General features: G+C 38.5%; 22 protein-coding genes. 21 read left to right on the top strand and 1 reads right to left on the bottom strand.

Annotation, left to right across the window (positions count from 1 at the left end):
• The first annotated feature begins 5 nt into the window (after positions 1-5).
• On the top strand, positions 6-656 hold the full coding sequence (gene rpe / locus BM137_RS05510; protein ID WP_092480162.1) for a ribulose-phosphate 3-epimerase: 651 nt from the start codon (positions 6-8) through the stop codon (positions 654-656).
• Positions 656-1,312, top strand: coding sequence for a thiamine diphosphokinase (locus tag BM137_RS05505; RefSeq protein ID WP_223155917.1), 657 nt, complete (start codon positions 656-658; stop codon positions 1,310-1,312). The genes rpe and BM137_RS05505 overlap by 1 nt, the downstream gene beginning before the upstream one ends.
• Before the next feature lie 70 nt (positions 1,313-1,382).
• Here BM137_RS05505 and rpmB read toward each other — a convergent pair whose 3' ends face one another.
• Positions 1,383-1,571: a 50S ribosomal protein L28 gene (rpmB, locus tag BM137_RS05500; RefSeq protein WP_092480160.1), complete on the bottom strand. Its 189-nt coding sequence runs from the start codon at positions 1,569-1,571 to the stop codon at positions 1,383-1,385.
• A 271-nt stretch (positions 1,572-1,842) separates the two neighbouring features.
• Here rpmB and BM137_RS05495 point away from each other — a divergent pair, with 271 nt between their 5' ends.
• The 19 genes from BM137_RS05495 to BM137_RS05405 all read left to right on the top strand — a co-directional run bounded on the left by BM137_RS05495 (position 1,843) and on the right by BM137_RS05405 (position 24,728).
• Positions 1,843-2,205: an Asp23/Gls24 family envelope stress response protein gene (locus BM137_RS05495; RefSeq protein ID WP_092480159.1), complete on the top strand. Its 363-nt coding sequence runs from the start codon at positions 1,843-1,845 to the stop codon at positions 2,203-2,205.
• Positions 2,206-2,263: 58 nt separating this feature from the next.
• Positions 2,264-3,931: a DAK2 domain-containing protein gene (locus tag BM137_RS05490; RefSeq protein ID WP_092480158.1), complete on the top strand. Its 1,668-nt coding sequence runs from the start codon at positions 2,264-2,266 to the stop codon at positions 3,929-3,931.
• A 214-nt stretch (positions 3,932-4,145) separates the two neighbouring features.
• Complete coding sequence (recG, locus tag BM137_RS05485) at positions 4,146-6,200, top strand: ATP-dependent DNA helicase RecG (protein ID WP_092480157.1); 2,055 nt, start codon at positions 4,146-4,148, stop codon at positions 6,198-6,200.
• A gap of 41 nt (positions 6,201-6,241) precedes the next feature.
• Positions 6,242-7,264 (top strand): phosphate acyltransferase PlsX, encoded by a 1,023-nt coding sequence (gene plsX, locus BM137_RS05480; RefSeq protein ID WP_092480156.1) that lies wholly within the window; start codon positions 6,242-6,244, stop codon positions 7,262-7,264.
• Between the two features lie 130 nt (positions 7,265-7,394).
• Positions 7,395-7,637: an acyl carrier protein gene (acpP, locus tag BM137_RS05475; protein WP_092480155.1), complete on the top strand. Its 243-nt coding sequence runs from the start codon at positions 7,395-7,397 to the stop codon at positions 7,635-7,637.
• 405 nt (positions 7,638-8,042) lie between these two features.
• Positions 8,043-9,083 (top strand): ABC transporter ATP-binding protein, encoded by a 1,041-nt coding sequence (locus BM137_RS05470; RefSeq protein WP_092480154.1) that lies wholly within the window; start codon positions 8,043-8,045, stop codon positions 9,081-9,083.
• 1 nt (position 9,084) lies between these two features.
• Positions 9,085-10,044 carry an ATP-binding cassette domain-containing protein gene (locus BM137_RS05465; RefSeq protein ID WP_092480153.1) on the top strand — a complete coding sequence of 320 codons (960 nt, stop codon included), beginning with the start codon at positions 9,085-9,087 and terminating at the stop codon, positions 10,042-10,044.
• Positions 10,044-11,006: an oligopeptide ABC transporter permease gene (gene opp4B / locus BM137_RS05460; protein WP_092480152.1), complete on the top strand. Its 963-nt coding sequence runs from the start codon at positions 10,044-10,046 to the stop codon at positions 11,004-11,006. Before BM137_RS05465 ends, opp4B begins: the two co-directional genes overlap by 1 nt.
• 32 nt (positions 11,007-11,038) lie before the next feature.
• Complete coding sequence (locus tag BM137_RS05455; protein WP_092480151.1) at positions 11,039-11,950, top strand: ABC transporter permease; 912 nt, start codon at positions 11,039-11,041, stop codon at positions 11,948-11,950.
• 18 nt (positions 11,951-11,968) lie between these two features.
• Positions 11,969-13,807 (top strand): oligopeptide ABC transporter substrate-binding protein, encoded by a 1,839-nt coding sequence (locus BM137_RS05450; RefSeq protein ID WP_092480150.1) that lies wholly within the window; start codon positions 11,969-11,971, stop codon positions 13,805-13,807.
• Between the two features lie 163 nt (positions 13,808-13,970).
• Positions 13,971-14,690, top strand: a complete 720-nt coding sequence (gene rnc, locus BM137_RS05445; protein WP_092480149.1) for a ribonuclease III — start codon at positions 13,971-13,973, stop codon at positions 14,688-14,690.
• A gap of 182 nt (positions 14,691-14,872) precedes the next feature.
• Positions 14,873-18,442, top strand: a complete 3,570-nt coding sequence (gene smc / locus BM137_RS05440) for a chromosome segregation protein SMC (RefSeq protein ID WP_092480148.1) — start codon at positions 14,873-14,875, stop codon at positions 18,440-18,442.
• 28 nt (positions 18,443-18,470) lie between these two features.
• Positions 18,471-19,289, top strand: a complete 819-nt coding sequence (locus BM137_RS05435; RefSeq protein ID WP_092480147.1) for a Cof-type HAD-IIB family hydrolase — start codon at positions 18,471-18,473, stop codon at positions 19,287-19,289.
• A 25-nt stretch (positions 19,290-19,314) separates the two neighbouring features.
• The gene (gene ftsY / locus BM137_RS05430; RefSeq protein ID WP_092480146.1) at positions 19,315-20,322 is read left to right on the top strand and encodes a signal recognition particle-docking protein FtsY; all 1,008 of its coding nucleotides are present in this window, start codon (positions 19,315-19,317) and stop codon (positions 20,320-20,322) included.
• Between the two features lie 204 nt (positions 20,323-20,526).
• Complete coding sequence (locus tag BM137_RS05425; RefSeq protein WP_092480145.1) at positions 20,527-22,128, top strand: PTS transporter subunit EIIC; 1,602 nt, start codon at positions 20,527-20,529, stop codon at positions 22,126-22,128.
• A 179-nt stretch (positions 22,129-22,307) separates the two neighbouring features.
• On the top strand, positions 22,308-22,652 hold the full coding sequence (locus BM137_RS05420) for a putative DNA-binding protein (RefSeq protein WP_092480144.1): 345 nt from the start codon (positions 22,308-22,310) through the stop codon (positions 22,650-22,652).
• A 15-nt stretch (positions 22,653-22,667) separates the two neighbouring features.
• Positions 22,668-24,095 (top strand): signal recognition particle protein, encoded by a 1,428-nt coding sequence (gene ffh, locus BM137_RS05415; protein WP_092480143.1) that lies wholly within the window; start codon positions 22,668-22,670, stop codon positions 24,093-24,095.
• A gap of 103 nt (positions 24,096-24,198) precedes the next feature.
• The gene (gene rpsP / locus BM137_RS05410) at positions 24,199-24,471 is read left to right on the top strand and encodes a 30S ribosomal protein S16 (protein WP_092480142.1); all 273 of its coding nucleotides are present in this window, start codon (positions 24,199-24,201) and stop codon (positions 24,469-24,471) included.
• A 14-nt stretch (positions 24,472-24,485) separates the two neighbouring features.
• Complete coding sequence (locus BM137_RS05405; protein WP_092480141.1) at positions 24,486-24,728, top strand: KH domain-containing protein; 243 nt, start codon at positions 24,486-24,488, stop codon at positions 24,726-24,728.

Below are 24,728 nucleotides of genomic sequence, written 5' to 3'. Positions count from 1 at the left end.
GAACAATGAAATTAGCTCCATCTATTTTAAGCGCAGACTTTGCCAATTTAGAAAGAGATATCAAACTTGTTGAAAGAGGGGGTGCTGATTACATTCATATTGATGTAATGGACGGACATTTTGTTCCCAACATTACTTTTGGACCAAATGTGGTAAGTGCAATCAGACCCATTACTAAACTGACCTTAGATTGCCATTTAATGATTGAAAATCCAGAGAATTATATTAACGATTTTGCTAAGGCAGGAGCGGATATCATCAGTGTGCACGTTGAAAGTACTCGTCACATTCATAGAACGTTACAAATGATTCGCAACGCCGGAGTAAAACCTGGAGTAGTGATCAACCCGGGAACTCCTGTAGCAGCAATTGAACCTATTTTAAATGATGTAGACTTAGTATTGGTCATGACAGTGAATCCTGGGTTCGGCGGTCAAAGTTTTATTCCTGAAACATTGGATAAAATCCGCCAGTTGGAACAATTGAAAAAAGATAATGGCTACCATTATGAGATTGAAGTAGATGGTGGGATCAATGAAAAAACGATTCAACTCTGCCATGACGCGGGCGCATCTGTATTTGTCGCAGGATCTTATATTTATTCAGCAGATGCTCCATTGAAACGGATGGATCAGCTGAAAGAAGCGGTCCAATAATGACAGAAGTTAAAATCATGGTTGGCGGGCCTGAAAGCTCGCTGCCTTTAGACGTCTACCAATCGAATGCCGCTGATGTGATATGGGTCGGAGTAGATCATGGAGCTATTCGCTTATTGAAAGAAGGCATCTTGCCTGATTTGGCTGTGGGAGATTTCGACTCTGTCACAGAGGAAGAGCGAACCTTACTAGAAGAGAAAATCACCGATGTCCGGTCTGCACCTTCTGAAAAAGATGATACAGATACAGAACTGGCTTTACAGTTAGCGCTTGAAGAGTATAAGCCGGACAAAATTTCGATTTATGGCGCAACAGCTGGAAGATTAGATCATTTGATGAGCAACTTTTTCTTTGTTTTTCAACCTAGATTCAAATCTCATGCGTCCTTAATTTCGTTGTACGATCGTTTCAACAGCGTTTCTTTTTATCTTCCAGGCGAGTATGAGCTGACACGAGAAAAAAATAAATCATATGCTGGGTTTGTTTGCATGACTCCAGTACAGAAATTATCTTTGAGAGGGTTTAAATATCCTTTAGATGAGAAAGACTATGCGTATCCGATCTCATTAGCCAGCAATGAATTTAAAGAAACGACTGCTTCGTTTTCTTTTACAGAGGGATTAGTTGCTTTTATCCAAAGTAAAGATGGAAAATAAAGACAAAAAAACAACCTGAGCAATAAAAGCTGCTTAGGCTGTTTTTTTGTTTCGTTCATAAATAGAAAAATTAAACACGTTCAACTTTTCCAGATTTAAGAGCACGAGCAGAAACCCATACTTTTTTAGGTTTACCGTCTACTAAAATACGGACTTTTTGCAAGTTTGCGCCGAAACTTCTCTTTGTTTTGTTTACTGCGTGAGAACGGTTATTACCACTTTGTGCTTTACGTCCTGTTACATAACATACTTTTGCCATTTTTTCTTTCCTCCTTTGCCGTAAATGAAGCAAAGCTTCAATAATCATACCTAAACAATTTAGCATATCTTTTGTTTATTTGCAAGATAATTCGTTCAAGTAATTTTACTTGACACAATTAAATGATCAGGAAGAAATTAGGTTATAGTAAGGTTAGAATGAAATGGCTAAAAACGACCGTTTTCGGTTTTATCTTTTATTCTTCAAGTTGCTATGCTACAATGTAAGGTAGTTATTTATGACTTTTTAAGTCAAGAGGAGGATTTTAAACATGGCAGTTAAAATCAAAACACAATATGGTTTAGTAGATATTTCAAATGACGTGATCGCTACAGTAGTAGGCGGAGCAGCGACTGAGATTTTTGGAATCGTTGGAATGGCGAGCAAAAATCAAATTCGCGACAATCTTAACGAAATTTTGAAAAAAGAAAATTATTCCAAAGGTGTTATTGTTCGCCAAGAAGAAAACGGAGTAGCCGTAGATGTTTACATTATTGTCAGCTATGGTACAAAGATTTCTGAAGTTTGTCGAAATGTACAAGAAAAAGTGAAATACAACTTGGAATCCATGCTAGGTGTTTCTGCAAATGCAGTTAACGTTTTTGTGCAAGGTGTACGAGTATTACAAGATTAGAATAAAGAAGGTTAATGTCACCGTTTCTTAGCGTAGTGACATGAGGAGGATATTAACGGTGAAAGTTGAAAAAATTGAGGCGAAGCAGTTCCGATTAATGGTAGCAAGTGGAGCTAAACGCTTAGAAAAAAATGCAGAATATGTGAATTCTTTAAATGTGTTCCCTGTGCCTGATGGCGATACTGGAACGAATATGAATTTATCTATGACTAGTGGAGCAAAAGCAGTAAGCACTAGCTCTGCAGAGCACGTAGGCGAATTGGCAGGTGCTTTAGCTAAAGGTCTTTTAATGGGAGCTAGAGGAAACTCTGGAGTTATTTTATCTCAATTGTTCAGAGGGTTCGGCAAATCGATGACAGACAAAGAAACTGTCAATGCATCTGATTTAGCTGCAGCTTTTACAAAAGGTGTTGAAATTGCCTATAAAGCAGTTATGAAACCTGTAGAAGGAACTATTTTGACAGTGGCTCGCGAATCTGCAAAAGCTGGTGAGAAAAAAGCTGCCCAAACGACAGATGTTGTAGAAGTAATGGAAACAGTCTTGTCAGCAGCTAAAAAATCTTTAGCTAAAACTCCTGATTTATTGCCGGTATTGAAAGAAGTAGGAGTTGTAGATAGCGGTGGTCAAGGGTTAGTCTACATTTTTGAAGGATTCTTAGAAGTTTTATCCGGTAAAGTGATTGAAGAAGAAGTATACCAACCAACTGAACCAGAAATGACAGATATGATCAATGCTGAACATCATAGAGGCGTTCATAACCATATTGCTTCAGAAGATATTAAATATGGCTACTGTACTGAAATCATGGTTCACATCGGTCAAGGAGAAACGGTAGACAGTGAATTTGATTACGATACATTCCGTAACCATTTGAATGAAATCGGGGATTCTTTATTGGTAGTAAACGATGATGAGATCATCAAAGTGCACGTCCATACAGAAAAACCAGGAGAAGTAATGAACTACGGCCAAAAATTTGGTTCTTTGATCAAAATCAAAGTAGACAACATGCGTGAACAACATGATGCATTAGTGGAAACTGATACAGCTGCTAAACCTGCTGAAAAAGCTCCATACGGCATTATTGCTGTTGCAGCAGGAGAAGGAATCCAAGAGTTGTTCAGAAGTCTGGGTGTCAACTACATCATTAATGGTGGGCAAACAATGAACCCTAGTACAGAAGATATCTTGAAGGCTATTGATGCTGTTCATGCGGAAAATGTTATTGTGTTGCCAAACAACAAAAACATTTTCATGGCTGCTGAACAAGCTGCACAAGAAAGCGACACACCTGTAGTTGTAGTACCTAGCCGCACGATTTCACAAGGTATGACTTCTATGCTGGCTTTCAATGAACAAAATGATTTGGAAACCAACAAAGCTGAAATGAGCAGCGAATTGGAAAACGTTATTAGTGGACAAATTACCAATGCTGTACGCGATACTGAAATAAACGGCGTTAAAATCACTAAAGACGACTTCATGGGAATTATTGATGGAGATATCGTTTTATCAAAAGACGACCGTAAAGAAGCGACTATTGAAACGCTTAAACAAATGTTGAATGACGATAGCGAAATCGTAACGATCATTTTAGGAGATGGCGTGCCTCAAGAGGAAGCTGAAGAAATTGCTTCAGTCATTGAAGCAGACTACTCAGATGTCGAAGTTGAAATCCACGAAGGTAAACAGCCTGTTTATCCTTATTTCTTATCTGTAGAATAGAATAAAAAAGTAGACAAAAATAATAAAGAAGTTTTCTTGATTATTTTTCTGTCTACTTTTTACTGTTTCTATTTTGAGGAACAGAATATGCAGGACTAAAGGAGCTCGGATAGTATCCCGGCTCCTTTGACGAATACCAATTAAGACACAAGGAGGGCTGGAGACAATCTTAAAGGAACGGAATTCCTTTAATGGATAGATTGTCCGTATACTAATGGAAAAAACAATCTATGACCCTGTCTCAGTACTTCAAAATGTAGGTGAGAAAAGGGTAGAAGCTTTAAATGAATTGGGCATTTACACGATTGCTGATTTATTGAACCATTTCCCTTTTCGTTACGAAGATATTCAAGTAAAGAATTTATTCGAGTTAGAAGATCAAGAGAAAACCAGTCTAAGAGGAGAAGTATTAGCAGATGCAGTAGTTTCTCGTTTTGGGTATAAGAAAAGCCGGCTTTCTTTTCGTATGAAAATCGACCAGGCTATTATCGTAGTTACTTTTTTCAACCAGCCGTACCTTGCCAAACAAATCGTCGGCGGCAGTGAAATCACTGTCTATGGCAAATGGGACGATAGAAGAAAAAACTTAACAGGGATTAAGATTATCGGATCTACATCAGTGGAACAAGATGCGGATTTTGAGTCTGTTTACCATACGAACAAAAAAATACGCCAAAAGACTATAGTGGCTTTGATCAAACAAGCTTATGACAGTTATAAAGACGTGATACCTGAGACTATACCGAATGAATTGCGTGTGAAGTATCGCTTGATCTCGCATAAAGAAGCGGTCTATGCTATGCATTTCCCCGTCTCTCCTGAGCAGACCAAGCAAGCGCGCAGAGAAGTCATTTTTGAAGAGTTTTTGTTGTATCAAACTAAAATGCAACTGTTGAGAAAGAAGCAAAAAAAAGTTGGATTTGGTACAGCTATCCACTATGACATCCAACGCTTAAAAAACTTTATTGCTACACTGCCATTTGAATTGACGAATGCTCAAAAAAGAGTCGTCAATGAAATCTGCAGAGATATGAAACAACCGATCAATATGCATCGGCTTCTGCAAGGAGATGTAGGGAGTGGGAAAACGTTAGTGGCGGTTTTGGCTATTTATGCTGCCGCTACTGCCGGGTATCAATCTGCATTGATGGTACCGACAACGATATTGGCTGAACAGCACAGCAAAAGTTTAAACGACTTATTTGACCCTTTAGAAATCCGCACAGCACTGTTGACAGGATCCACTACGGCCAAAGAGAAGCGGCTGATCGAAGAACAATTGCGTTCAGGTGAAATCGATGTAGTAGTCGGGACCCATGCTTTGATTCAAGACACCGTTGAGTTTTCTAAGTTAGGATTGGTCATTACGGATGAGCAGCATCGATTTGGTGTGAATCAGCGTAAAAAACTGCGCAGTAAAGGAATCGAACCGGATGTGTTGTTTATGACGGCAACGCCTATTCCTAGAACATTAGCCATCACAGCGTTTGGAGAAATGGACGTTTCCATTATCGATGAAATGCCTGCGGGCAGAAAACCGATCCAAACGACTTGGGTAAAGCCGAAACAATTCGAACATACATTGGAATTTATTGAAAAACAATTGAGTATAGGATCTCAAGCTTATGTGATTTGTCCACTGATTGAAGAATCAGAAAGTTTAGATGTAAAAAACGCTACAGAAGTGTATCAAAAATTGTCTCAATTTTACCAAGGAAAATATCGAGTCGGTTTGCTCCATGGTCAAATGAAACCAGCCGAAAAAGATGCCGTGATGCAAGCTTTTAAACAGAACGAACTGCAAGTGCTTGTTTCCACAACGGTTATCGAAGTGGGTGTCGATGTCCCTAATGCTACAACGATGGTCATATATGATGCAGACCGTTTTGGTTTAGCGCAGTTGCACCAGTTAAGAGGACGAGTTGGTCGTGGATCGAAAGAGTCGTATTGTATTTTAGTAGCAGATCCTAAAGGCGACATGGGGATCGAGCGGATGAAAATCATGACAGAAACAAATAATGGTTTTATATTGAGCGAAAAAGATTTAGAATTAAGAGGTCCAGGGGACGTTTTTGGAAACAAACAATCTGGGATTCCTGATTTTAAAGTAGGGGATATTGTGACGGATTTCAATGCTCTTGAAACGGCTCGTTTAGATGCTGCAGAGCTGGTCCAACGACCAGACTTTGAGTCTCATCCGGATTTTGCTGCTTTAAGAACGGCAATAGCATTTGACCCGATGACTAGCGAGTCTGATGTGTTCCATTAAGCTGAAACAAATAGAGTATGGAATTAAAAGGAGGAAGATACATGAAAATTGCTGTAGATGCAATGGGTGGAGATAATGCTCCAAAAGCTATAGTAGAAGGAGTAGTGTTAGCTGCTCAAGAATTTAAAGATATCGAGTTTCAATTATATGGAAAAGAAAGTGCTATTCGTGAGCACTTGATTGATGAGACAAACATCACTATTATTCATACCGACGAAAAAATCATGAGTGAAGATGACCCTGTACGTGCTGTACGGAGAAAAAAAGATGCTTCTATGATTCTTGCAGCTAAAGCTGTTAAAGAAGGTAAAGCAGATGCTTTATTCTCTGCTGGGAACACAGGAGCTTTACTCGCAGCAGGATTGCTGATTGTAGGAAGAATGAAAGGCATCGACCGACCAGGGTTATTAGTTACCTTACCAGCCCTTGGGGGAGGCGTAAACGCGTTTAATATGATGGATGTTGGAGCCAATGCTGACAGCAAACCTGAGAATTTGAATCAATTTGCTACTTTGGGCAGTTATTATGCTCAATTTGTCCGCGGAATTCAAAAACCGAGAGTTGGTTTATTGAACAACGGAACTGAAGAAAATAAAGGTAACGAACTGACAAAACAAGCCTATGCCTTATTGAAAGAAAACCACGAGATCAACTTTATTGGAAATGTAGAAGCCCGCGAATTATTGAACGGTGTGGCTGATGTTGTTGTGACAGATGGTTTCACTGGTAACGCGGTCTTGAAAACAGTAGAAGGAACGGCTTTGAGTATGATGAAACTCGTCAAAAAAGCTACGATGGAAAATGGTACAAAAGCTAAATTAGGCGGTTTATTATTGAAAGACAGTCTAACTGGACTAAAAGATGTGTTGGATTACTCAAAACACGGCGGCGGCGTCTTATTTGGGTTGAAAGCGCCCGTTGTAAAAACACATGGGTCAACCGAAAAAGAAGCGGTATACTTTACCATTAAACAAATCCGTGAAATGCTGGCTTCTAATGTCATGCGGGATCTAGTGAACTATTTTGAAACAAAAGCGGATTCTAAAGAAGAAGAAACTAAGTAATGCCCATTGGACATAATAACGGTTTCAAAAAAAGAGATAGACAGAAATTGGGAATAAAGTTAAAATAGAATAGACATAAGATTTAAAATATAGTCAACTGACTATAACATAAGAGTTGGAGGTGTATGGTGTGTTGAATAACGAAACCTTTGAAACAGTAAAAAAAATCATCGTAGAACGTTTTGGAATCGATGAAGATCGTGTAACAGCAGAAATGACTTTTAAAGAGGATTTAGGTGCTGACTCGTTAGATATTGTAGAATTGGTAATGGAAATGGAAGACGTTTTCGGAACTGAAATATCTGATGAAGATGCAGAACAAATCACTACAGTAGGAAATGCAGTTACTTATATCGACAATAATCGTCAATAATCAAAGATAAAAACATAACTGAAACCAATAGACTGGAAAGGAAACTTTCTGGTCTATTTTTTTACCTAAAATTAAGTCGTCAACCAATCCTTTAGACAAATATTATTCACAGATGTATTTATCAAAATAAAGTTGGTTCTGAAAAAATTAAAGTATTCTTTTCATGAATAAAGTTGCAGTAATCACAAGGGTTCTCTTCGTTTTTTCATTTTATTTCAAGACTTATTTATTTCTCATTCAAATAACTTGTCACTCCTTTCAAAACATCGAAGTCAAGTATCATAGCTCTTTTTATTATAGAATGATTAAAAAAACTATTGCAATGCTAGAATTCGGTGTGTATAATTCAGTTAAGTTATTAAATCAAATGTTACATAAATTTAATACATTTCTCATTTTGATGAGATGCGAAAGTCTTTAGGAGGTATAATTTTGGCCGTAGAACGTTCTTTATTAGAAATCAATCATTTAGAAACAGCTTTTAGAATCAATGATCAATATTACAATGCAGTCGACAATGTTTCGTTAACATTAGAAAAAAACGAAATCTTAGCGATTGTTGGAGAATCGGGCAGTGGTAAAAGTACATTAGCTACTTCTATCGTTGGTCTGCATGACCCATTGAATACCCGAATCACAGGTGAGGCATTATACAAAGATTTAAATTTGTTAAACTTGAATGAGCAACTGTATAACCGTATTCGAGGAAACGACATTGGGATGATTTTTCAAGATCCATTAGGTTCTTTGAATCCCTTAATGACAATTCATGATCAAATCGCAGAAGCATTGATTTACCATACAAAATTAGATAGTGAAGCTCGAACAAATCGAGTGTTGGAATTGTTGGAGCAAGTTGGAATTCCCAATCCAAAACGAGTGATGAAATTATACCCTCATGAATTATCTGGTGGTATGAGACAACGTGTAGTGATTGCAATAGCGTTATCTTGTAAACCGCCAATCATTATTGCAGATGAGCCTACTACTGCTCTTGACGTAACGATCCAAGCTCAAATTTTGGATTTACTAAAAGATTTGCAAGAAGAGATGGGAACAGGAATCATCTTGATTACCCACGATTTAGGAGTCGTTGCTGAAATGGCTGACCGAGTGGCTGTTATGTACGCAGGAGAGATCGTTGAACAAGCAACGGCTTTAGAATTGTTTGAGAATCCGATGCATCCTTACACGCGTTCATTGCTGAACTCTATTCCGCAAAGTAGTGATGAATTAGAAGACGAAAACAAAGAATTGCATGTTATTCAAGGAACAGTACCATCGCTTCCTAAACTTCCAAGAAAAGGCTGCAGATTTGCTCCTCGTATTCCTTGGATACCAGCAGAAGCACATGAGGAAGATCCAATATTACATGAAGTAGCACCTAATCATTTCGTAAGATGTACCTGCTACAAACATTTCCATTTTGAAGGGGAGGATGAGTAGCATGGGATTTATTGAAATCAAAGACTTAAATGTACATTATCCGATCCGAGGCGGTTTTTTCAATACTATTCAAGATCATGTGCGTGCAGTTGACGGCGTGACTTTTGAAATAGAAGCCGGTAAGACTTACGGATTAGTTGGGGAATCAGGATCAGGAAAAACCACTATTGGAAAATCCATTATTGGATTGGAAAAAATTACAAGTGGAAAAATCTTTTACGATGGCGTAGACGTGACCAATAAAGCACGAAAACGTTCTGGGAAATACGAAGAATACAACCGCGAAGTACAAATGATTTTCCAAGATTCAGCTTCTTCTTTAAATCCAAAGAAACGAATCATTGACGTAATCGCTGAACCAATCCGAAACTTTTCAAAAGTTTCTCCCGGCGAAGAGAAAAAACGAGTTCTTGAATTACTGGACATCGTTGGAATGCCGGAAGATGCACTATACAAATATCCGCATGAGTTTTCTGGTGGGCAGCGACAACGTATAGGGGTCGCACGTGCGGTAGCTTGTAAACCAAAATTGATTATTGCGGATGAACCAACATCAGCACTAGATCTTTCTGTACAAGCTCAAGTATTGAACTTTATGCGCAACATTCAAGATCAGTACCAATTAAGCTATTTATTTATTTCGCATGACTTAGGTGTGGTAAAACACATGTCTGATGATATTGCTATTATGCATAGAGGTAGATTTGTTGAAGTGGGAAGTAAAAATGAAATTTTTAACAATCCTCAGCACATTTATACCAAACGATTGCTGTCTGCTATTCCAGATATCAATCCTAGAGATCGCGAACAACATAAGGCACTTAGAAAAGCAGTGGAGAATGAATATATTCAATCTGAGAGTCAGTACTACGATAAAAATAAACGTGTATTTGACTTGAAACCTCTAACCGATACTCATCTTGTTGCCTTAAAACCAGATGAAGAAGGAGGAGATTTCTAATGTGGAAAACAATATTAAGACGATTCTTAGTGATGCTTCCTCAAGTCTTTATTTTAAGTATCATTGTTTTTGCTTTAGCACAAGCAATGCCAGGTGATCCATTTACTGGGTTGATCACTCCAGAAACAGATCCAGCCGTTATCGAAAACTTAAGAGAACAAGCAGGATTGAATGATCCTATACCTGTACAGTATGTACGTTGGTTGGGAAATGCTTTGCAAGGTGACTTTGGACAAAGTTACACATATAAAATTTCTGTAGGTTCTATTATCGGTCAACGAGCTTCCAACACTGTGTTGCTTTCGTTATTGTCGTTTATTTTAACGTATGCGATAGCCATTCCGTTAGGTATGCTGGCTGGTCGTTACAACAATTCTATTTTAGATAAGATGGTTGTTGTGTACAACTACGTAAGTTATGCTATTCCTACCTTCGTATTGGCATTATTGATGCTATGGTTGTTCGGTTACACGATGAACTGGTTCCCAACTAGTGGATCTGTGGATGTTACAATTCCTGCTGGAACGATGGAGTACTATTTGGATAAAGCTTATCACTTGATTTTGCCGGCTATTACGTATGCATTATTAGGAACAACAATGATCATTCAATATTTAAGAAGTGAAGTAGTAGACGCTAAGACACAAGATTATGTAAAAACGGCTCGTTCAAAAGGTGTACCGGAAAAAGTAGTGTACAGCCGTCATATTTTTAGAAACTCAGCTTTACCGATTGCCTCGACAATGGGATATCAAATTACCGGTTTGATCGGTGGTTCAGTATTTATCGAACAAATCTTTGCTTTCCCAGGAATGGGACAATTGTTTATCAGTTCCTTAAATTCCCGTGATTACAGTGTCATTGTGGCATTGACTCTGCTGTTCGGGGTGGCTACTTTAGTTGGGACGTTATTGTCAGATATCATTATGACTATCGTAGATCCTCGTATCCGTATCGATTAATAGCAGAAATTACAGGAAAGGAATGAAACTAAATGGCTGCTAATACAAATATAGAAGCACAAACACAAGATATGAACACAAGTGTACCGCCAATGGGATTCAAAGTTATTGCTAGAGAGTTTGCTAAAGACAAAGGTGCTTTGATTGCTCTAGTCCTTATGATCGGTTTAATTTTAAGCATTATGATTGGTTCGTATGTGATCGATCAAGACAAAGTCATGTGGGTCAGCTTATTAGATCAATACGCCCCACCTGGTGATAATTTCTTATTAGGTGCAGACTCAGGAGGGCGAGATATTTTCGGACAGTTGCTGATTGGTGGGAGAAACTCCATCTTAATCGGAATCGCTGTTACTTTTATTACCAGTGTTGTGGGGATTACCGTAGGCCTGATTGCAGGTTATTATGGTGGTTTGGTGGACAATATTTTAATGCGTATCATTGACTTTATCATGGTACTGCCAACAACGATGTTGATCATTGTTTTTATCACGATCATTCCAACGTATGATGTTTGGACATTCATTTTCATTATGAGTGCTTTCTACTGGACTGGACAAGCTCGTCTCGTTCGGAGTAAAGCTTTATCCGAAGGCAGACGTGACTATATTAGTGCCTCTAAAACAATGGGGACCAGTTCTTTTAAAATTATGTTCCGAGAAATCATGCCTAACTTAAGTTCATTGATCATTGTTGACTTGACATTGAACTTCGCGGCGAACATCGGAATTGAAACTGGCCTGTCTTATCTTGGTTTTGGACTTCCGTCCAATACACCAAGTTTAGGAACATTGGTTAGTTACGCAACTTCTCCAGATATTTTGGAGAATAAAACTTGGGTTTGGTTGCCTGCATCATTATTAATTTTAGTATTGATGTTGTGTATAAACTATGTCGGCCAAGCATTAAAACGTGCGGCAGACTCTAAACAACGATTAGGATAAGAAAAGGGGAGAAGTAACATGAATAAGAGAAAATTAGGTTTACTTACAGGTTCAGCTGCACTAGCATTAATCTTAGCTGCATGTGGAGGGGGTTCAGACGAGGGGACTGAATCTTCTGCAAACGGAAACGACGGAGCTGCTTCAGAAGGTACTGAAGAGAGCGGAGTTGTTGAGTTCGAAACGGCTGTAACAAATGAAGGAGAAGCAATGGATGGAGGAACGCTTAACGTTGCTTTGGTAACAAGCTCACCTTTCCAAGGACTTTTCAGTTTAGAACTATATGAAGATGGTTATGATGCTGATTTGATGCAATTCGCTATTGAAGAAATTTTTTCTACAGACGAAAACTTCCAAATCACGAATGATGGAGCAGTTAGCTTAGATTTTAATCAAGAAGCTAAAACAGCTACATTAACAGTTAACGAAGGCGTTACATGGTCAGATGGAGAACCTATGACTTCAGAAGACCTATTGTACTCATACGAAGTAATCGGAAGCCCAGACTACACAGGTATCCGTTACGACTCAACAATGACAAATATTGTGGGGATGGAAGAATACAATAGTGGAGAAGCAGATACAATTTCAGGAATCACTGTAAATGACGATAAGAGCATTACAATCCAATACTTAGAAGTTCACCCAGGTATGTTACAATCTGGTGGTGGTATCTGGGCTGGAGCGATGCCTAAACATCAATTAGAAAATATTGCTATCAAAGACTTAGAAAGTTCAGATGAAATCCGTAAAAATCCAATTGGGTTTGGACCATTTGCTGTTTCAAACGTTGTACCTGGAGAATCAGTTGAATTCGTAGCTAATGAGCACTATTACAAAGGTGTTCCTAAATTGGATAAAGTAGTTGTGGAAGTTGTACCACCTGAAAGTATCGTGGCTGCTCTTCAAAATGGCGAGTACGACATAGCTTTATCTATGCCGACAAACGAGTACCCAACATTCGCGGATCTTCCTGGATACACAATTTTAGGTAGACAAGAGTTGGCTTACACTTACATTGGTTTCAAACTAGGTGAGTGGGATGCTGAAAACAGTGAAGTTGTTCCGAATCCTGATGCTAAAATGAGCAGCAAAGAGTTGCGTCAAGCAATGGGTTATGCTATCGACAATAACGCTGTAGCGACTCAATTCTACAATGGTTTACGTTCTAATGCGAACAGTGCTATTGCACCAGTGTTTGAAGATTTCTGGGCAGAAGACGTTGAAGGATACTCTTACGATCCAGATAAAGCAGCTCAATTATTGGATGACGCAGGATTTGAAGATGTTGACGGAGACGGTTTCCGTGAAGATCAAAATGGCGAAGAGTTAGTAATCAACTTTGCTTCAATGGCTGGTGGAGATACTGCTGAGCCAATCGCTGAATACTACATGCAATCTTGGAAACAAGTTGGATTGAATGTAAAATTAACAGATGGCCGTTTGCTTGAGTTCAACAGTTTCTATGACCGTGTAGAAGCGGATGATGAAGCAATCGATATCTACCAAGCAGCTTGGGGAACTGGTACTGATCCTAACCCTGAAGGTCTATATGGACGTAACTCAGCGTTCAACTACACTCGTTGGGCTACTGATGAAAACGACGCATTCTTAGACAACATCTCTGGAAGAACAAGTGATGATGAAGGAGATGCATGGGATAAAGAATGGTTGACAGAACAATACCGTGAATGGCAAGCATACTTCTCTGAAGAAGCACCTATCATTCCTACATTGTTCCGTAATGAAGTATTGCCAGTTAACGACCGTGTTGCAAACTACGACTGGGGTTACGATGCTGATCCAAGCTTTGGATGGCACGCAGTTGGAGTTACTCAAGACGAAGCAATCACAGAGTAAATCTAAAATTTGTTTGAAGAAGTCGGAGTTGATACTCCGACTTCTTTTTTTTACTATCTTAAGCATCAGATAACGGAAGAATCTCTGATTAAAGTTTATTTTTCTTATGAAAACCAGTATAATAAGGCAGTAAGAGTATTTTGATGAAAAAGGGGAATCAGAAATGAATGAGGAATTACTAACAAAGTTAAAATCATTATTTCAAATCGAATTTGCAAACACTGATTTTTTGAAAGAAGCATTTACCCATTCATCATATGTGAATGAGCACCGGGAATTGAACTTGAAAGACAATGAGCGCATTGAGTTTCTAGGAGACGCAGTTTTAGAATTGACTGTCACAAAGTATTTGTTTAATGAATACCCAAATCTCCCAGAAGGTAAATTGACAAGGCTGAGAGCTGCTATCGTTTGTGAGGCAAGCTTAAGTCAATTTGCGAAAGAGTACGGGTTCGACCGTTACATTCTCTTAGGCAAAGGCGAAGAGCGAATGAACGGCAGAAAAAGACCGTCTTTATTGTGTGACTTATTTGAATCGTTCATTGGAGCATTGTATCTAGATCAAGGGTTAGACGGAGTAATCAATTTTTTAAATCAAACCGTTTTTCCTCGAATCAAGTCCGGCGCTTTTTCACATGTGATGGATCACAAGACTAACTTGCAAGAGTTCTTGCAACGGAATGGTGAAGTTTCCATTGATTATGTGTTGATTGAAGAAGTAGGACCTGCTCATGAAAAAGAGTTTTTAGTAGAAGTCCTAGCAGAAGGAAATATTTTAGGACAAGGAAAAGGGAAATCAAAAAAGGCAGCTGAACAAATTGCTGCAGCTAATGCCCTAGAAAACTTGCGAGAAGCGAATGAGATAGAAGAAATTCAGGCGTAACAGGGAGATAGAGATAGCTTTCTATACATTACACAGACAACGAAAGTTAGGAGTTGTGGCTAACCTTCGTTGTTTGTGTAATGATAAAGAAGGTTTTATCATCATCCGATAAAGATAAACACCAGATGAATAAGATAGTGCGAGTTCATCAAATTTGAAAATATAGGAAGGAGCCAGTCTTCGTGCAATTAAAAAAAATAGATATTAGTGGTTTTAAGTCATTTGCCACTAAAACGACTATCGAATTTAACGAAGGCGTAACGGCCGTTGTTGGACCAAACGGAAGCGGAAAAAGCAATATTATTGAAGCGATTCGTTGGGTTATGGGAGAACAATCTGCAAAAAGTTTACGCGGTGGGAAAATGAACGATATTATATTTGCCGGATCAGATTCACGTAAACCGGTTAATATCGCTGAAGTAACCTTAGTATTAGAAAATGAAGACCATTTCTTGCCTCTTGATTTTTCAGAAGTAAGTATTACAAGACGGTTGCACCGTTCTGGAGATAGCGAATATTACATCAATAAAAAGCCATGTCGTTTAAAAGACATTGTAGACTTATTTATGGATTCTGGATTAGGAAAAGAGTCTTTTTCAATCATTTCTCAAGGAAAGGTCGAATCGGTATTCAATAGTAAACCAGAGGATCGTCGTGCCATTTTTGAAGAGGCTGCTGGAGTACTGAAATACAAAACGAAAAAGAAAAAAGCTGAACAAAAATTGTTGGAAACAAAAGACAATTTGAATCGCGTTCAAGATATTTTGTATGAACTAGAATCACAAGTAGAACCCTTAAAAATCCAAAGCACTATGGCAAAAGATTATCTGCAGCAGAAAGAGCAGTTAAAAGATGTAGAAATCTCTCTAACTGCAGTAGAAATCCAACAGTATCAACAAGAATTAGCTGAAAAAAGCAATCAAAAAGCAGCTTATGATATGCAGTTAGCTGAAATGAAGCAACAATCGGACAAACTGGAAGCTGATTTATTGAATTTGCGCAAAGCGAAACGCACTTTCTCCGAGAAATCAGACAGCTATCAAGAACAACTGATGGAAGCTGTTCAGAAAATGGAGCAATTGGAAGGGAAAAAAAATGTTTTAAAAGAGCGCGACAAACATACTCAAGAAAATAAAGAAAAAGCTCTTCAAAGCAAACAACAATTGCAACACCAAATAGAACATACAACAAATCAGTTAGAAGAAACCATCAAAAATAAAACGGCGAAAGAAAAAGAAAAAAAAGAGCTGGACAAAGCACTAAAAAACATTAAAAAAGAACGTGAGTTGTTGTCCGGAAATCAAAAGCAAATGGAAGATCATTTGCGTGACGAATACATCGAATGGATGCAACAAGAAACGTCTTTAAAAAATGAGCAAACTTTTTTAAAGAAAAGTGCTTCTCAATTTGAGTTGAGAAATGCTAAATCCATGACTTCTAAACAAAGTCTGGCAGATGAAGTGAAAGAATTGACGGAAACTTCGGCTGTTCAAACAACTCAATTGAAACAAGTGCAGCAAGAAATCGCTGAAAAGTTGCTTCAATTCCAAGAAAAACAAGCCTTGCTTCAAACAATCAAAAAAGATCGCGAATCAAAAGAAAGTCAACTCTATGATGCTATGCGTATTGTCCAACAAGCTAAAGCTAAAAGAGACAGCCTAAAAGAATTAAGCGATGATTATACAGGCTTTTACCAAGGTGTACGAGAAGTTCTGAAACAAAAAGAACGACTAGGCGGTATCGTAGGGGCTGTTACAGAATTGATCGAAGTGCCTAAGAACTTGGAGCTGGCGATTGATATTGCGTTGGGAGCTGCCGGACAGCATATTGTTGTAGAAGATGATACCAGCGGACGTCGGGCTATTCAGTACTTAAAGCAAAAACATTCTGGAAGAGCTACATTTTTACCTTTAACAGCTATTAAAGCGCGTTTTTTACCAACCGCTATTCAAACTCAAGCTCAGTCGATTGCTGGATATGTTGGTGTAGGTAGTGAAGTCATTCAATATTCAGATGCTGTCAAAAATGTACTGCAAAATCTATTAGGGACAACTCTAATAGCAGAGAACCTTGAATCTGCGAACCGTTTAGCCAAACATTTTCAATATAAATACCGAGTCGTTTCTTTAGAAGGCGATGTAATGAATGCTGGCGGATCGATGACTGGTGGGTCGAACAAACAAAGTAATAGAGGCAGTTTGTTGTCTAGAAAAAATGAATTGCAATCCTTAAAAGAGCAGATTCAAAAAATGGATGAGTTGATGCATCAAAAAGAAGTAGACATTCGCGCCTTAAAACAGTCTGAGAAAAAAGAAGAGCAAGCAATGTATGAATTGCGTACGGTTGGTGAACAAAAACGACTTGAAGAGCAAGAGCTGAAAAGCAAAGCGAATTACATCACTGAAGAGATCCACCGATTAACACGTGAATTAAAAGCTCAAGAATACGAAGAATCAGCTGCTCAACAAGAAGCCGATGAAACTACTAAGAGATTGAAAGAAATCGAAGTTGAATTAGCTGCAGTCAAGGAAAAGATGGCTGTATTGACCCAGCAAATGGCAATGGTCTCTTCACAAAACGAAGAAAAAGAGCTGAGAAAAAATCAACTAACCGAACAATATCAGTTATTGATCACTCAATCTGCTACTCTTCAGGAATACTTGAATGGTTTGGCAAAAGAAGAACAACGTTTATCAAACACGGTGGACGAACTAAGCAGAGAATTGGCTGCTTTAGAGAATCAGCTTGAAGCAACAACGTTATATGATGGAGACCACCAACTCACTCAAAAAGAGTTGGAAGAATCTTTAGTGCAATTAAAAGAAGACAAAAAGACTATCGAAGAAGCCTTGAAAGTCAATAGACAAAAATTGCGAAAAACCGAAGAAGACATTGATTCGTTAGACCAGCAAGTCTCTACCAAGCACAATCAGCAGCAAGCTGTAAGAGAACAAAAATCAATCGTTGAAGTAGCTATGAATCGCTTAGACGTCGCTATCGAAACGCGTTTAATGATCTTGAGTGAAGACTATGGGTTGACTTATGAAGCAGCAGCGGCGAACTACGTGATTGAAATTTCTCTCGAAGAGGCCAAACGAAAAGTGAAGTTACTGAAAAAAGGGATTGAAGAGTTAGGAACGGTCAATCTAGCGGCTATTGAAGAATATGAACGAGTAAACGAACGCTATACGTTTTTAGCAGAACAAAAAGCCGACTTAGAGGAAGCTAAAAACAGTTTGTTTGAAACAATGGATGAAATGGATGCTGAAGTAATCAAACGTTTCTCTGAGTTGTTTGAAGCGATCCAAAGCAAATTCACACTAGTCTTCCAACAATTATTTGGCGGAGGAACAGCTGAACTGAAATTGACGGATCCGTCTAACATGCTGACGACAGGTATTGAGATCATTGCTCAACCACCAGGTAAAAAATTGCAGCAGCTCAGCTTGCTTTCTGGCGGAGAACGGTCTTTAACAGCAATAGCTTTGTTGTTCTCTATTTTATTGGTGAGACCTGTTCCGTTTTGCATTTTAGACGAAGTAGAAGCGGCTTTAGATGAGGCAAATGTGGTTCGATTTGGCCGTTATCTCCGCAGATTTGAAAAAGATACACAGTTCATTGTGATCACTCACCGTAAGGGAACGATGCAAGAAGCGGATGGTTTGTATGGGGTAACAATGCAAGAATCAGGAGTGTCAAAAATCGTTTCTGTTCGTTTGGAAGAATTAGAAGCTGTACCTGTTAACAAGTAAGTAAGAAGACAAGGAGAGTATTCTAGACATGATCAAATTAATTGCAATTGATTTAGATGGTACATTGCTGAAAAGTGATGGTAGTATTTCAGTGGAAAATAAACAAGCATTAAAAAGAGCTAAGGAACTAGGCGTTAAAGTAGTGATTTGTACTGGACGTCCGCTGCTTAGTGTAGCGGCCATCTTAGACGAAATGAATCTTAGAGAAGCTGGCGACTATGTCATCACTTACAACGGCGGTCTAGTGCAAAAAGCTGATACAGGAGAAATTTTGTCTCAAAAGTCTTTGTCAAAAGAACAAGCTATTGAGTTGTATGAGCTGAGCAAGTCAATCAATTTGCCATGCAACCTATTGGACTTAGACAATATTTACGAAATGCCGGCTCCAAATGGAAGAGAGTCTTGGTATAAGAAAACAAAACCAGCTTTGCCTTTTGTGCATACAACATTGGATGAACTTCCAGATGATATTCGATTCAACAAAATTTTATTTTGTTATGAAGAGAATGTTTTGGAGCAAGAGATCAAACGCATTCCAACAGAATTTTATGAAAAGTTTACGATCGTAAAATCACGTCCTATCTTGATTGAAATGATGAATAAGGAAGTCGATAAAGGACGTGGAATAGAAGTGTTGTGTGATTTGCTTGGATTTACGGCCGATGAAGTGATGTCTTTTGGCGATGAAGCGAATGACCATGCGATGATCGAATACGCTGGTATGGGTATTGCTATGGGTAATGCAACGCCTGCGTTGAAAGAAATCGCTCAGTATGTGACGGATACGAATGACGACCACGGTATTGCTCGAGCAGTTGAGAGATTCATTTTAAATGAAGTACATTAAACAAAGTTAAAAAGGGGATGGAGACATGGGGTTATTTGACCGCATTAAACAAGCCTTTACCGGTGAAAAGAAAGAAACACCCGTTGAGCAAACTGAAACAACTGAAAAATATGAAAAAGGGCTAGAGAAAACGCGAAAGACTTTTTCTAGTCGAATGAACGAATTGTTCGCGAATTTCCGGACGGTCGATGAAGACTTTTTTGAAGATCTGGAAGAAGTTTTGATTGAGTCAGATGTTGGTTTCGAAGTCACAATGGAAATCACGGAAGCCTTGCGTCAAGAAGTAAAACTGAAAAACGCTAAAAACAAAAATGATGTTCAGCAAGTAATCATTGAAAAAATGGTAGATATTTACGAGGAAAGCGAAAGTGGAGACCGCTCAATCCAGTTAAACAAAGATGGACTAACGATTATTTTATTCGTTGGAGTAAACGGAGTCGGAAAAACTACTACAATCGCTAAAATGGCTCACCAATACATTGATGAAGGCAAAAAAGTTGTTTTAGCAGCTGGAGATACATTCCGTGCTGGAGCTATCGAACAATTGGAAGTTTGGGGAGAGCGTGTAGGAGCGACTGTTGTCTCTGGAAAAGCTGGTGGAGATCCTGCATCAGTTGTTTTCGACGCTGTTAAACGTGCAAAAGATGAAAATGCCGATATCCTTATTGTAGATACTGCTGGCCGTTTGCAAAATAAGGTGAATTTGATGAAAGAACTGGAAAAAATGAAACGAATCATTTCCAGAGAAGTTCCAGATGGACCGCATGAAGTGCTTTTGGTTCTGGATGCAACGACAGGTCAAAACGCTATGATCCAAGCTCGTCAATTTAAAGAAACAACAGATGTTACGGGAATTGTATTGACCAAATTAGACGGAACGGCCAAAGGTGGAATCGTTTTGGCAATTCGTAAAGAATTAGGCATACCAGTAAAATATGTTGGACTCGGGGAAAACATGGACGATTTAGAAGAGTTCAACCCAAATGAGTTTGTTTTCGGCTTATTCAGCGAATTGATTAAAGATACATTATAAAAATCTTTTTATTTAGAGAGTGCAGACGCTTCCAATGTTGGAGGCGTCATTTTTGTTGAGCTTTTTTATTTTTAACCAATAATCTTGAATATTGTTCCTAACTTCAAAATGTGCTATGATTCGAAACGTGGCCTGAAATCCTATGCGCTGTAGTGCGGATGATTTCAGTAAAGCTGCAGTTAAAAATTTATAGGAGGAATGATTGTGAAAGACAAGATTTTCGAAACCTTGCAAAAAATGGGTAAAACATTTATGCTGCCGATTGCATTGTTACCGATTGCTGGGTTACTTCTCGGTATTGGAGCTTCTTTTACCGGAGACGCATTTATTAATTTATATGATTTAGAGTGGTTGTTAGGAGAAGGAACTGTCCTAAATAGCGTATTGACGATCTTAAAAGATTGTGGACAAATCATTTTTGACAACTTGCCGCTATTATTTGCAGTAGCCGTTGCTCTTGGATTTGCTAAAGCAGCTAAAGAAGTTGCTGCTATTTCTGGAGTTGTAGCTTACTTTATGATGTATGCTGCTCTGACTAGTACAGTAGCAAACTTTGGCAATATGGAAGAATTATCATCTATCCCAGGATTGATGAGCAGTTTCCTTGGGTTTGAAAACACAATGAATACAGGAGTTTTTGGCGGGATTATTATTGGTTCGATAGTAGCTTTCTTACATAATCGCTACTATAAGATCGACTTGCCAGATGCTTTGTCATTCTTTGCAGGCACGCGTTTTGTACCGATCGTTTCAGCTTTAGGTGGTATTGTTGCAGGGGTTGCTTTAGCATTCCTATGGCCATTTGCCGCTCAATTTATCGCATGGTTGGGTTCATTGGTAGCTGATTTAGGATATGTAGGGACATTCTTATATGGATACATCTACCGTGCATTGATTCCACTAGGATTGCACCATGTCTTCTACTTGCCATTCTGGCAAACAGCTTTAGGCGGTACTGCAGAGATTGCAGGACAAACTGTAGAGGGAGCACAAAATATTCTATTTGCTCAATTAGCGAATGGTCTGCCAGTTGGCGCGGAAGCCGCTAAATTCTTCTCTGGAATGTTCCCGTTCATGATCTTTGGTTTCCCAGCAGCTGCTTTGGCAATGTACCATACAGCTAAACCTGAACGCAAAAAAGATGTTAAAGGTTTAATGACGTCTTCATCTTTGACTTCAGTGTTCACAGGGATTACAGAACCTCTTGAATTCTCATTCTTATTTGCTTCACCATTATTATACTTTGGAGTACACTGTGTCTTAGCTGCATTTTCATTTGCATTCATGCATTTCTTAAATGTTGGAGTAGGATTGACATTCTCTGGTGGATTGATCGACTTCGTATTATACGGAATCTTGCCTGGGCAATCTGTCACGAATTGGATACCAGTCGTTCTTGTCGGAGTAGTATACGCTTTAGTGTATTACTTTGTGTTCCGTTTCTTCATCTTGAAGTTTGATTTGAAAACTCCAGGACGTGAAGATGACGTAGTAGAAACGAAGTTATATACAAAAGCAGATTACCAAGCTAAAAAGCAAGGCGGAAAAGAAGAAGCATCATCTAATGAAGACAGTTTGTCGAAAGACATTGTTGAAGGATTAGGTGGAGCCGATAACTTAGTTGATGTTGACAACTGTGCAACTCGTTTGCGAGTGAAAGTAAAAGACGGCGAGTTAGTTAATGAAAGCTTGTTGAAATCAACGGGAGCTGCTGGCGTTGTTATTAAAGGAACCAGCGCTCAAGTAATTTATGGGCCAAAAGTTTCTAACATCAAATCTAATATTGATGAATATTTGAAAAAATAATTCACTACGATAAGGAAAAGACCTCAAGTCTTTTCCTTATTTTTGTCCAAACGAGTGAAAAGGACTTTAGATTTGGAGAAAAAGTCCGGCTTCTATTGACTAAAAGCTCAAAAATAGGTAATCTAAAGTAGTGTGTAAAAGTAAATTACTTTACAGTAAGTACTAGGAGAGAGCCGATAATGGAATTAGAAAAAACAAATCAAATGAATGCATTATTTGATTTTTATGGTGCTTTACTGACAGATAAACAACAAGAGTACATGCAATTGTATTACGGAGATGATTTTTCTCTCGGTGAAATAGCGGATGAATTTAACGTGAGCCGCCAAGCTATCTATGACAATATCAAGCGAACAGAAAAAATTCTTATTGAGTACGAAGAAAAGTTGAACTTGTTTAAAAAATTCAGCGAAACCAATGCCATAATTGATCAGTTGGAAGAATATGTAACTGCTCATTATCCAAAAGATACTGCATTTAAAGCTGAACTTGAAAAATTAAGACAAACAAATGATGAAGAGTAGGATAGGTGGAAAAATATGGCATTTGAAGGATTAACAGAAAGACTCCAAAATGCAATGACGAAATTGCGTCGTAAAGGTAAAGTTTCTGAAGCTGATGTTAGAGAAATGATGCGGGAAGTCCGCTTAGCTCTACTAGAGGCCGATGTCAACTTTAAAGTTGTTAAAGAGTTTGTAAATAAAGTAAGTGAACGTGCGATTGGAACAGAAGTATTAGACAGTTTGTCTCCAGGACAACAAATCATCAAAATCGTAAACGATGAATTGACAGAATTGATGGGTGGCGAAACTGCTACGATCAATTACTCTGTCAAACCGCCGACAGTAGTCATGATGGTTGGTTTGCAAGGGGCAGGTAAAACAACAACTGCTGGTAAGATCGCCAACTATGTCCGTAAAAACGACAATAAGCGCCCATTGCTGGTTGCAGCTGATATTTATCGTCCTGCTGCTATCCAACAGCTGCAAACGATCGGAAACCAATTGGACATGCCTGTTTTTACATTAGGCGACCAAGTAAGTCCGGTAGAAATTGCTCAAAAAGGAATTGAAGAAGCCGTAAGAACGGGTCGCGATCTAGTATTGATCGATACGGCTGGGCGTTTGCACGTAGATGAAAACTTGATGACGGAATTGTCTGATATCAAAAAAATTGCTGAACCTTCTGAGATTTTCTTAGTTGTTGATGCGATGACTGGACAAGATGCAGTCAATGTTGCCAAGTCCTTTAATGAGCAATTAGATGTAACAGGGGTTGTACTAACGAAATTAGATGGGGATACACGTGGTGGGGCTGCATTGTCTATCCGTTCCGTTACAGGTAAACCAATCAAATTTGTTGGTCAAGGTGAAAAGCTTGACGCTTTAGAACCATTCCATCCAGATCGTATGGCAAACCGTATTTTGGGTATGGGGGATATGTTGACGCTGATTGAAAAAGCGCAGCAAGATATCGACGAGAAAAAAGCCGAAGAAATGGCTGAAAAACTACGCGACAATTCGTTTGATTTTAATGATTTCATAGATCAAATGGATCAAGTCAGCAACATGGGGCCTCTAGAAGACATCATTAAAATGATTCCAGGGATGAACAATATGCCAGGATTAGATCAACTACAGATTGATCCAAAAGATACGGCTCGAATGAAAGCCATTGTTCTCTCTATGACTCCTAAAGAAAGAGAAAATCCGGATATTATTTCTCAAAGCAGACGAAAAAGAATTGCTAAAGGATCAGGCCGTCCATTGGTTGAAGTGAATCGTTTAATCAAACAATTCAATGAGTCGAAAAAAATGATGAACAAAATGTCTAACGGCAACTTCCAAGGGATGGATAATTTATTCGGAAACGGCGTAAAGGGGAAATTAGGCAAGCTGGCAATGAATCAAATGGCAAGAAAAAACAAAAAGAAAAAGAAAAAAAACGTTCGCAAAAAGAAAAAATAGAAAAAAATGCAGAAAAAATGAAGTGTAAAGAAAAAACACTTTACAAGCATGGAAATAACTGATAAACTATCTTTTGTGAGATTGTTAATGGAGGTGTTAAAGTATGGCAGTAAAAATCCGTTTGAAACGTATGGGTTCTAAAAGAAAACCTTTTTATCGTATAGTAGTTGCTGATTCACGTTCTCCACGTGATGGTCGCTTCATCGAAGAAATTGGTTACTACAACCCAATTGTTGAACCTGTTCAAGTAAAAATCGACGAAGAATCAGTTCTTAAATGGTTAAGCAATGGTGCTCAACCTTCTGATACTGTTCGTAATATCCTTTCTCGTGAAGGTATTATGAAAAAATTCCACGATTCTAAATACAGTAAATAAAAGGGATGTTTAATATGAGTGACATTAGTGAATTGATTCTTGCAATCGTTCATCCGCTTGTCAGCCATCCAGAAGAAGTTACGTTGGAGACTGATGAAACCGATGAATTTATTGAATACCATTTAAGCGTTCATGAAGATGATATTGGGCGAGTGATCGGTAAAAAAGGTCGTGTAGCGAAAGCTATTCGAACGATTGTATACAGCGCAAAGGTTCAAGGACCTAAGCGTGTAAGATTGACCATTGTCGACAATTAA

Origin of the sequence: Desemzia incerta, from assembly GCF_900115825.1 — a bacterium.
GTDB classification, from domain to species: Bacteria; Bacillota; Bacilli; order Lactobacillales; family Carnobacteriaceae; genus Desemzia; species Desemzia incerta.
The sequence above is the reverse complement of the archived record's forward strand: the minus strand, read 5'-3'. Positions and strand labels throughout refer to the sequence as shown.

Bases quoted from the DNA above. Each gene is read 5' to 3' on its own strand.
- rpe (WP_092480162.1), top strand. From the start codon at position 6: ATGAAATTAGCTCCATCTATTTTAAGCGCAGACTTTGCCAATTTAGAA.
- BM137_RS05505 (WP_223155917.1), top strand. From the start codon at position 656: ATGACAGAAGTTAAAATCATGGTTGGCGGGCCTGAAAGCTCGCTGCCT.
- rpmB (WP_092480160.1), bottom strand. From the start codon at position 1,571: ATGGCAAAAGTATGTTATGTAACAGGACGTAAAGCACAAAGTGGTAAT.
- BM137_RS05495 (WP_092480159.1), top strand. From the start codon at position 1,843: ATGGCAGTTAAAATCAAAACACAATATGGTTTAGTAGATATTTCAAAT.
- recG (WP_092480157.1), top strand. From the start codon at position 4,146: ATGGAAAAAACAATCTATGACCCTGTCTCAGTACTTCAAAATGTAGGT.
- plsX (WP_092480156.1), top strand. From the start codon at position 6,242: ATGAAAATTGCTGTAGATGCAATGGGTGGAGATAATGCTCCAAAAGCT.
- BM137_RS05470 (WP_092480154.1), top strand. From the start codon at position 8,043: ATGCGAAAGTCTTTAGGAGGTATAATTTTGGCCGTAGAACGTTCTTTA.
- BM137_RS05465 (WP_092480153.1), top strand. From the start codon at position 9,085: ATGGGATTTATTGAAATCAAAGACTTAAATGTACATTATCCGATCCGA.
- opp4B (WP_092480152.1), top strand. From the start codon at position 10,044: ATGTGGAAAACAATATTAAGACGATTCTTAGTGATGCTTCCTCAAGTC.
- BM137_RS05455 (WP_092480151.1), top strand. From the start codon at position 11,039: ATGGCTGCTAATACAAATATAGAAGCACAAACACAAGATATGAACACA.
- BM137_RS05450 (WP_092480150.1), top strand. From the start codon at position 11,969: ATGAATAAGAGAAAATTAGGTTTACTTACAGGTTCAGCTGCACTAGCA.
- rnc (WP_092480149.1), top strand. From the start codon at position 13,971: ATGAATGAGGAATTACTAACAAAGTTAAAATCATTATTTCAAATCGAA.
- BM137_RS05435 (WP_092480147.1), top strand. From the start codon at position 18,471: ATGATCAAATTAATTGCAATTGATTTAGATGGTACATTGCTGAAAAGT.
- ftsY (WP_092480146.1), top strand. From the start codon at position 19,315: ATGGGGTTATTTGACCGCATTAAACAAGCCTTTACCGGTGAAAAGAAA.
- BM137_RS05420 (WP_092480144.1), top strand. From the start codon at position 22,308: ATGGAATTAGAAAAAACAAATCAAATGAATGCATTATTTGATTTTTAT.
- ffh (WP_092480143.1), top strand. From the start codon at position 22,668: ATGGCATTTGAAGGATTAACAGAAAGACTCCAAAATGCAATGACGAAA.
- rpsP (WP_092480142.1), top strand. From the start codon at position 24,199: ATGGCAGTAAAAATCCGTTTGAAACGTATGGGTTCTAAAAGAAAACCT.
- BM137_RS05405 (WP_092480141.1), top strand. From the start codon at position 24,486: ATGAGTGACATTAGTGAATTGATTCTTGCAATCGTTCATCCGCTTGTC.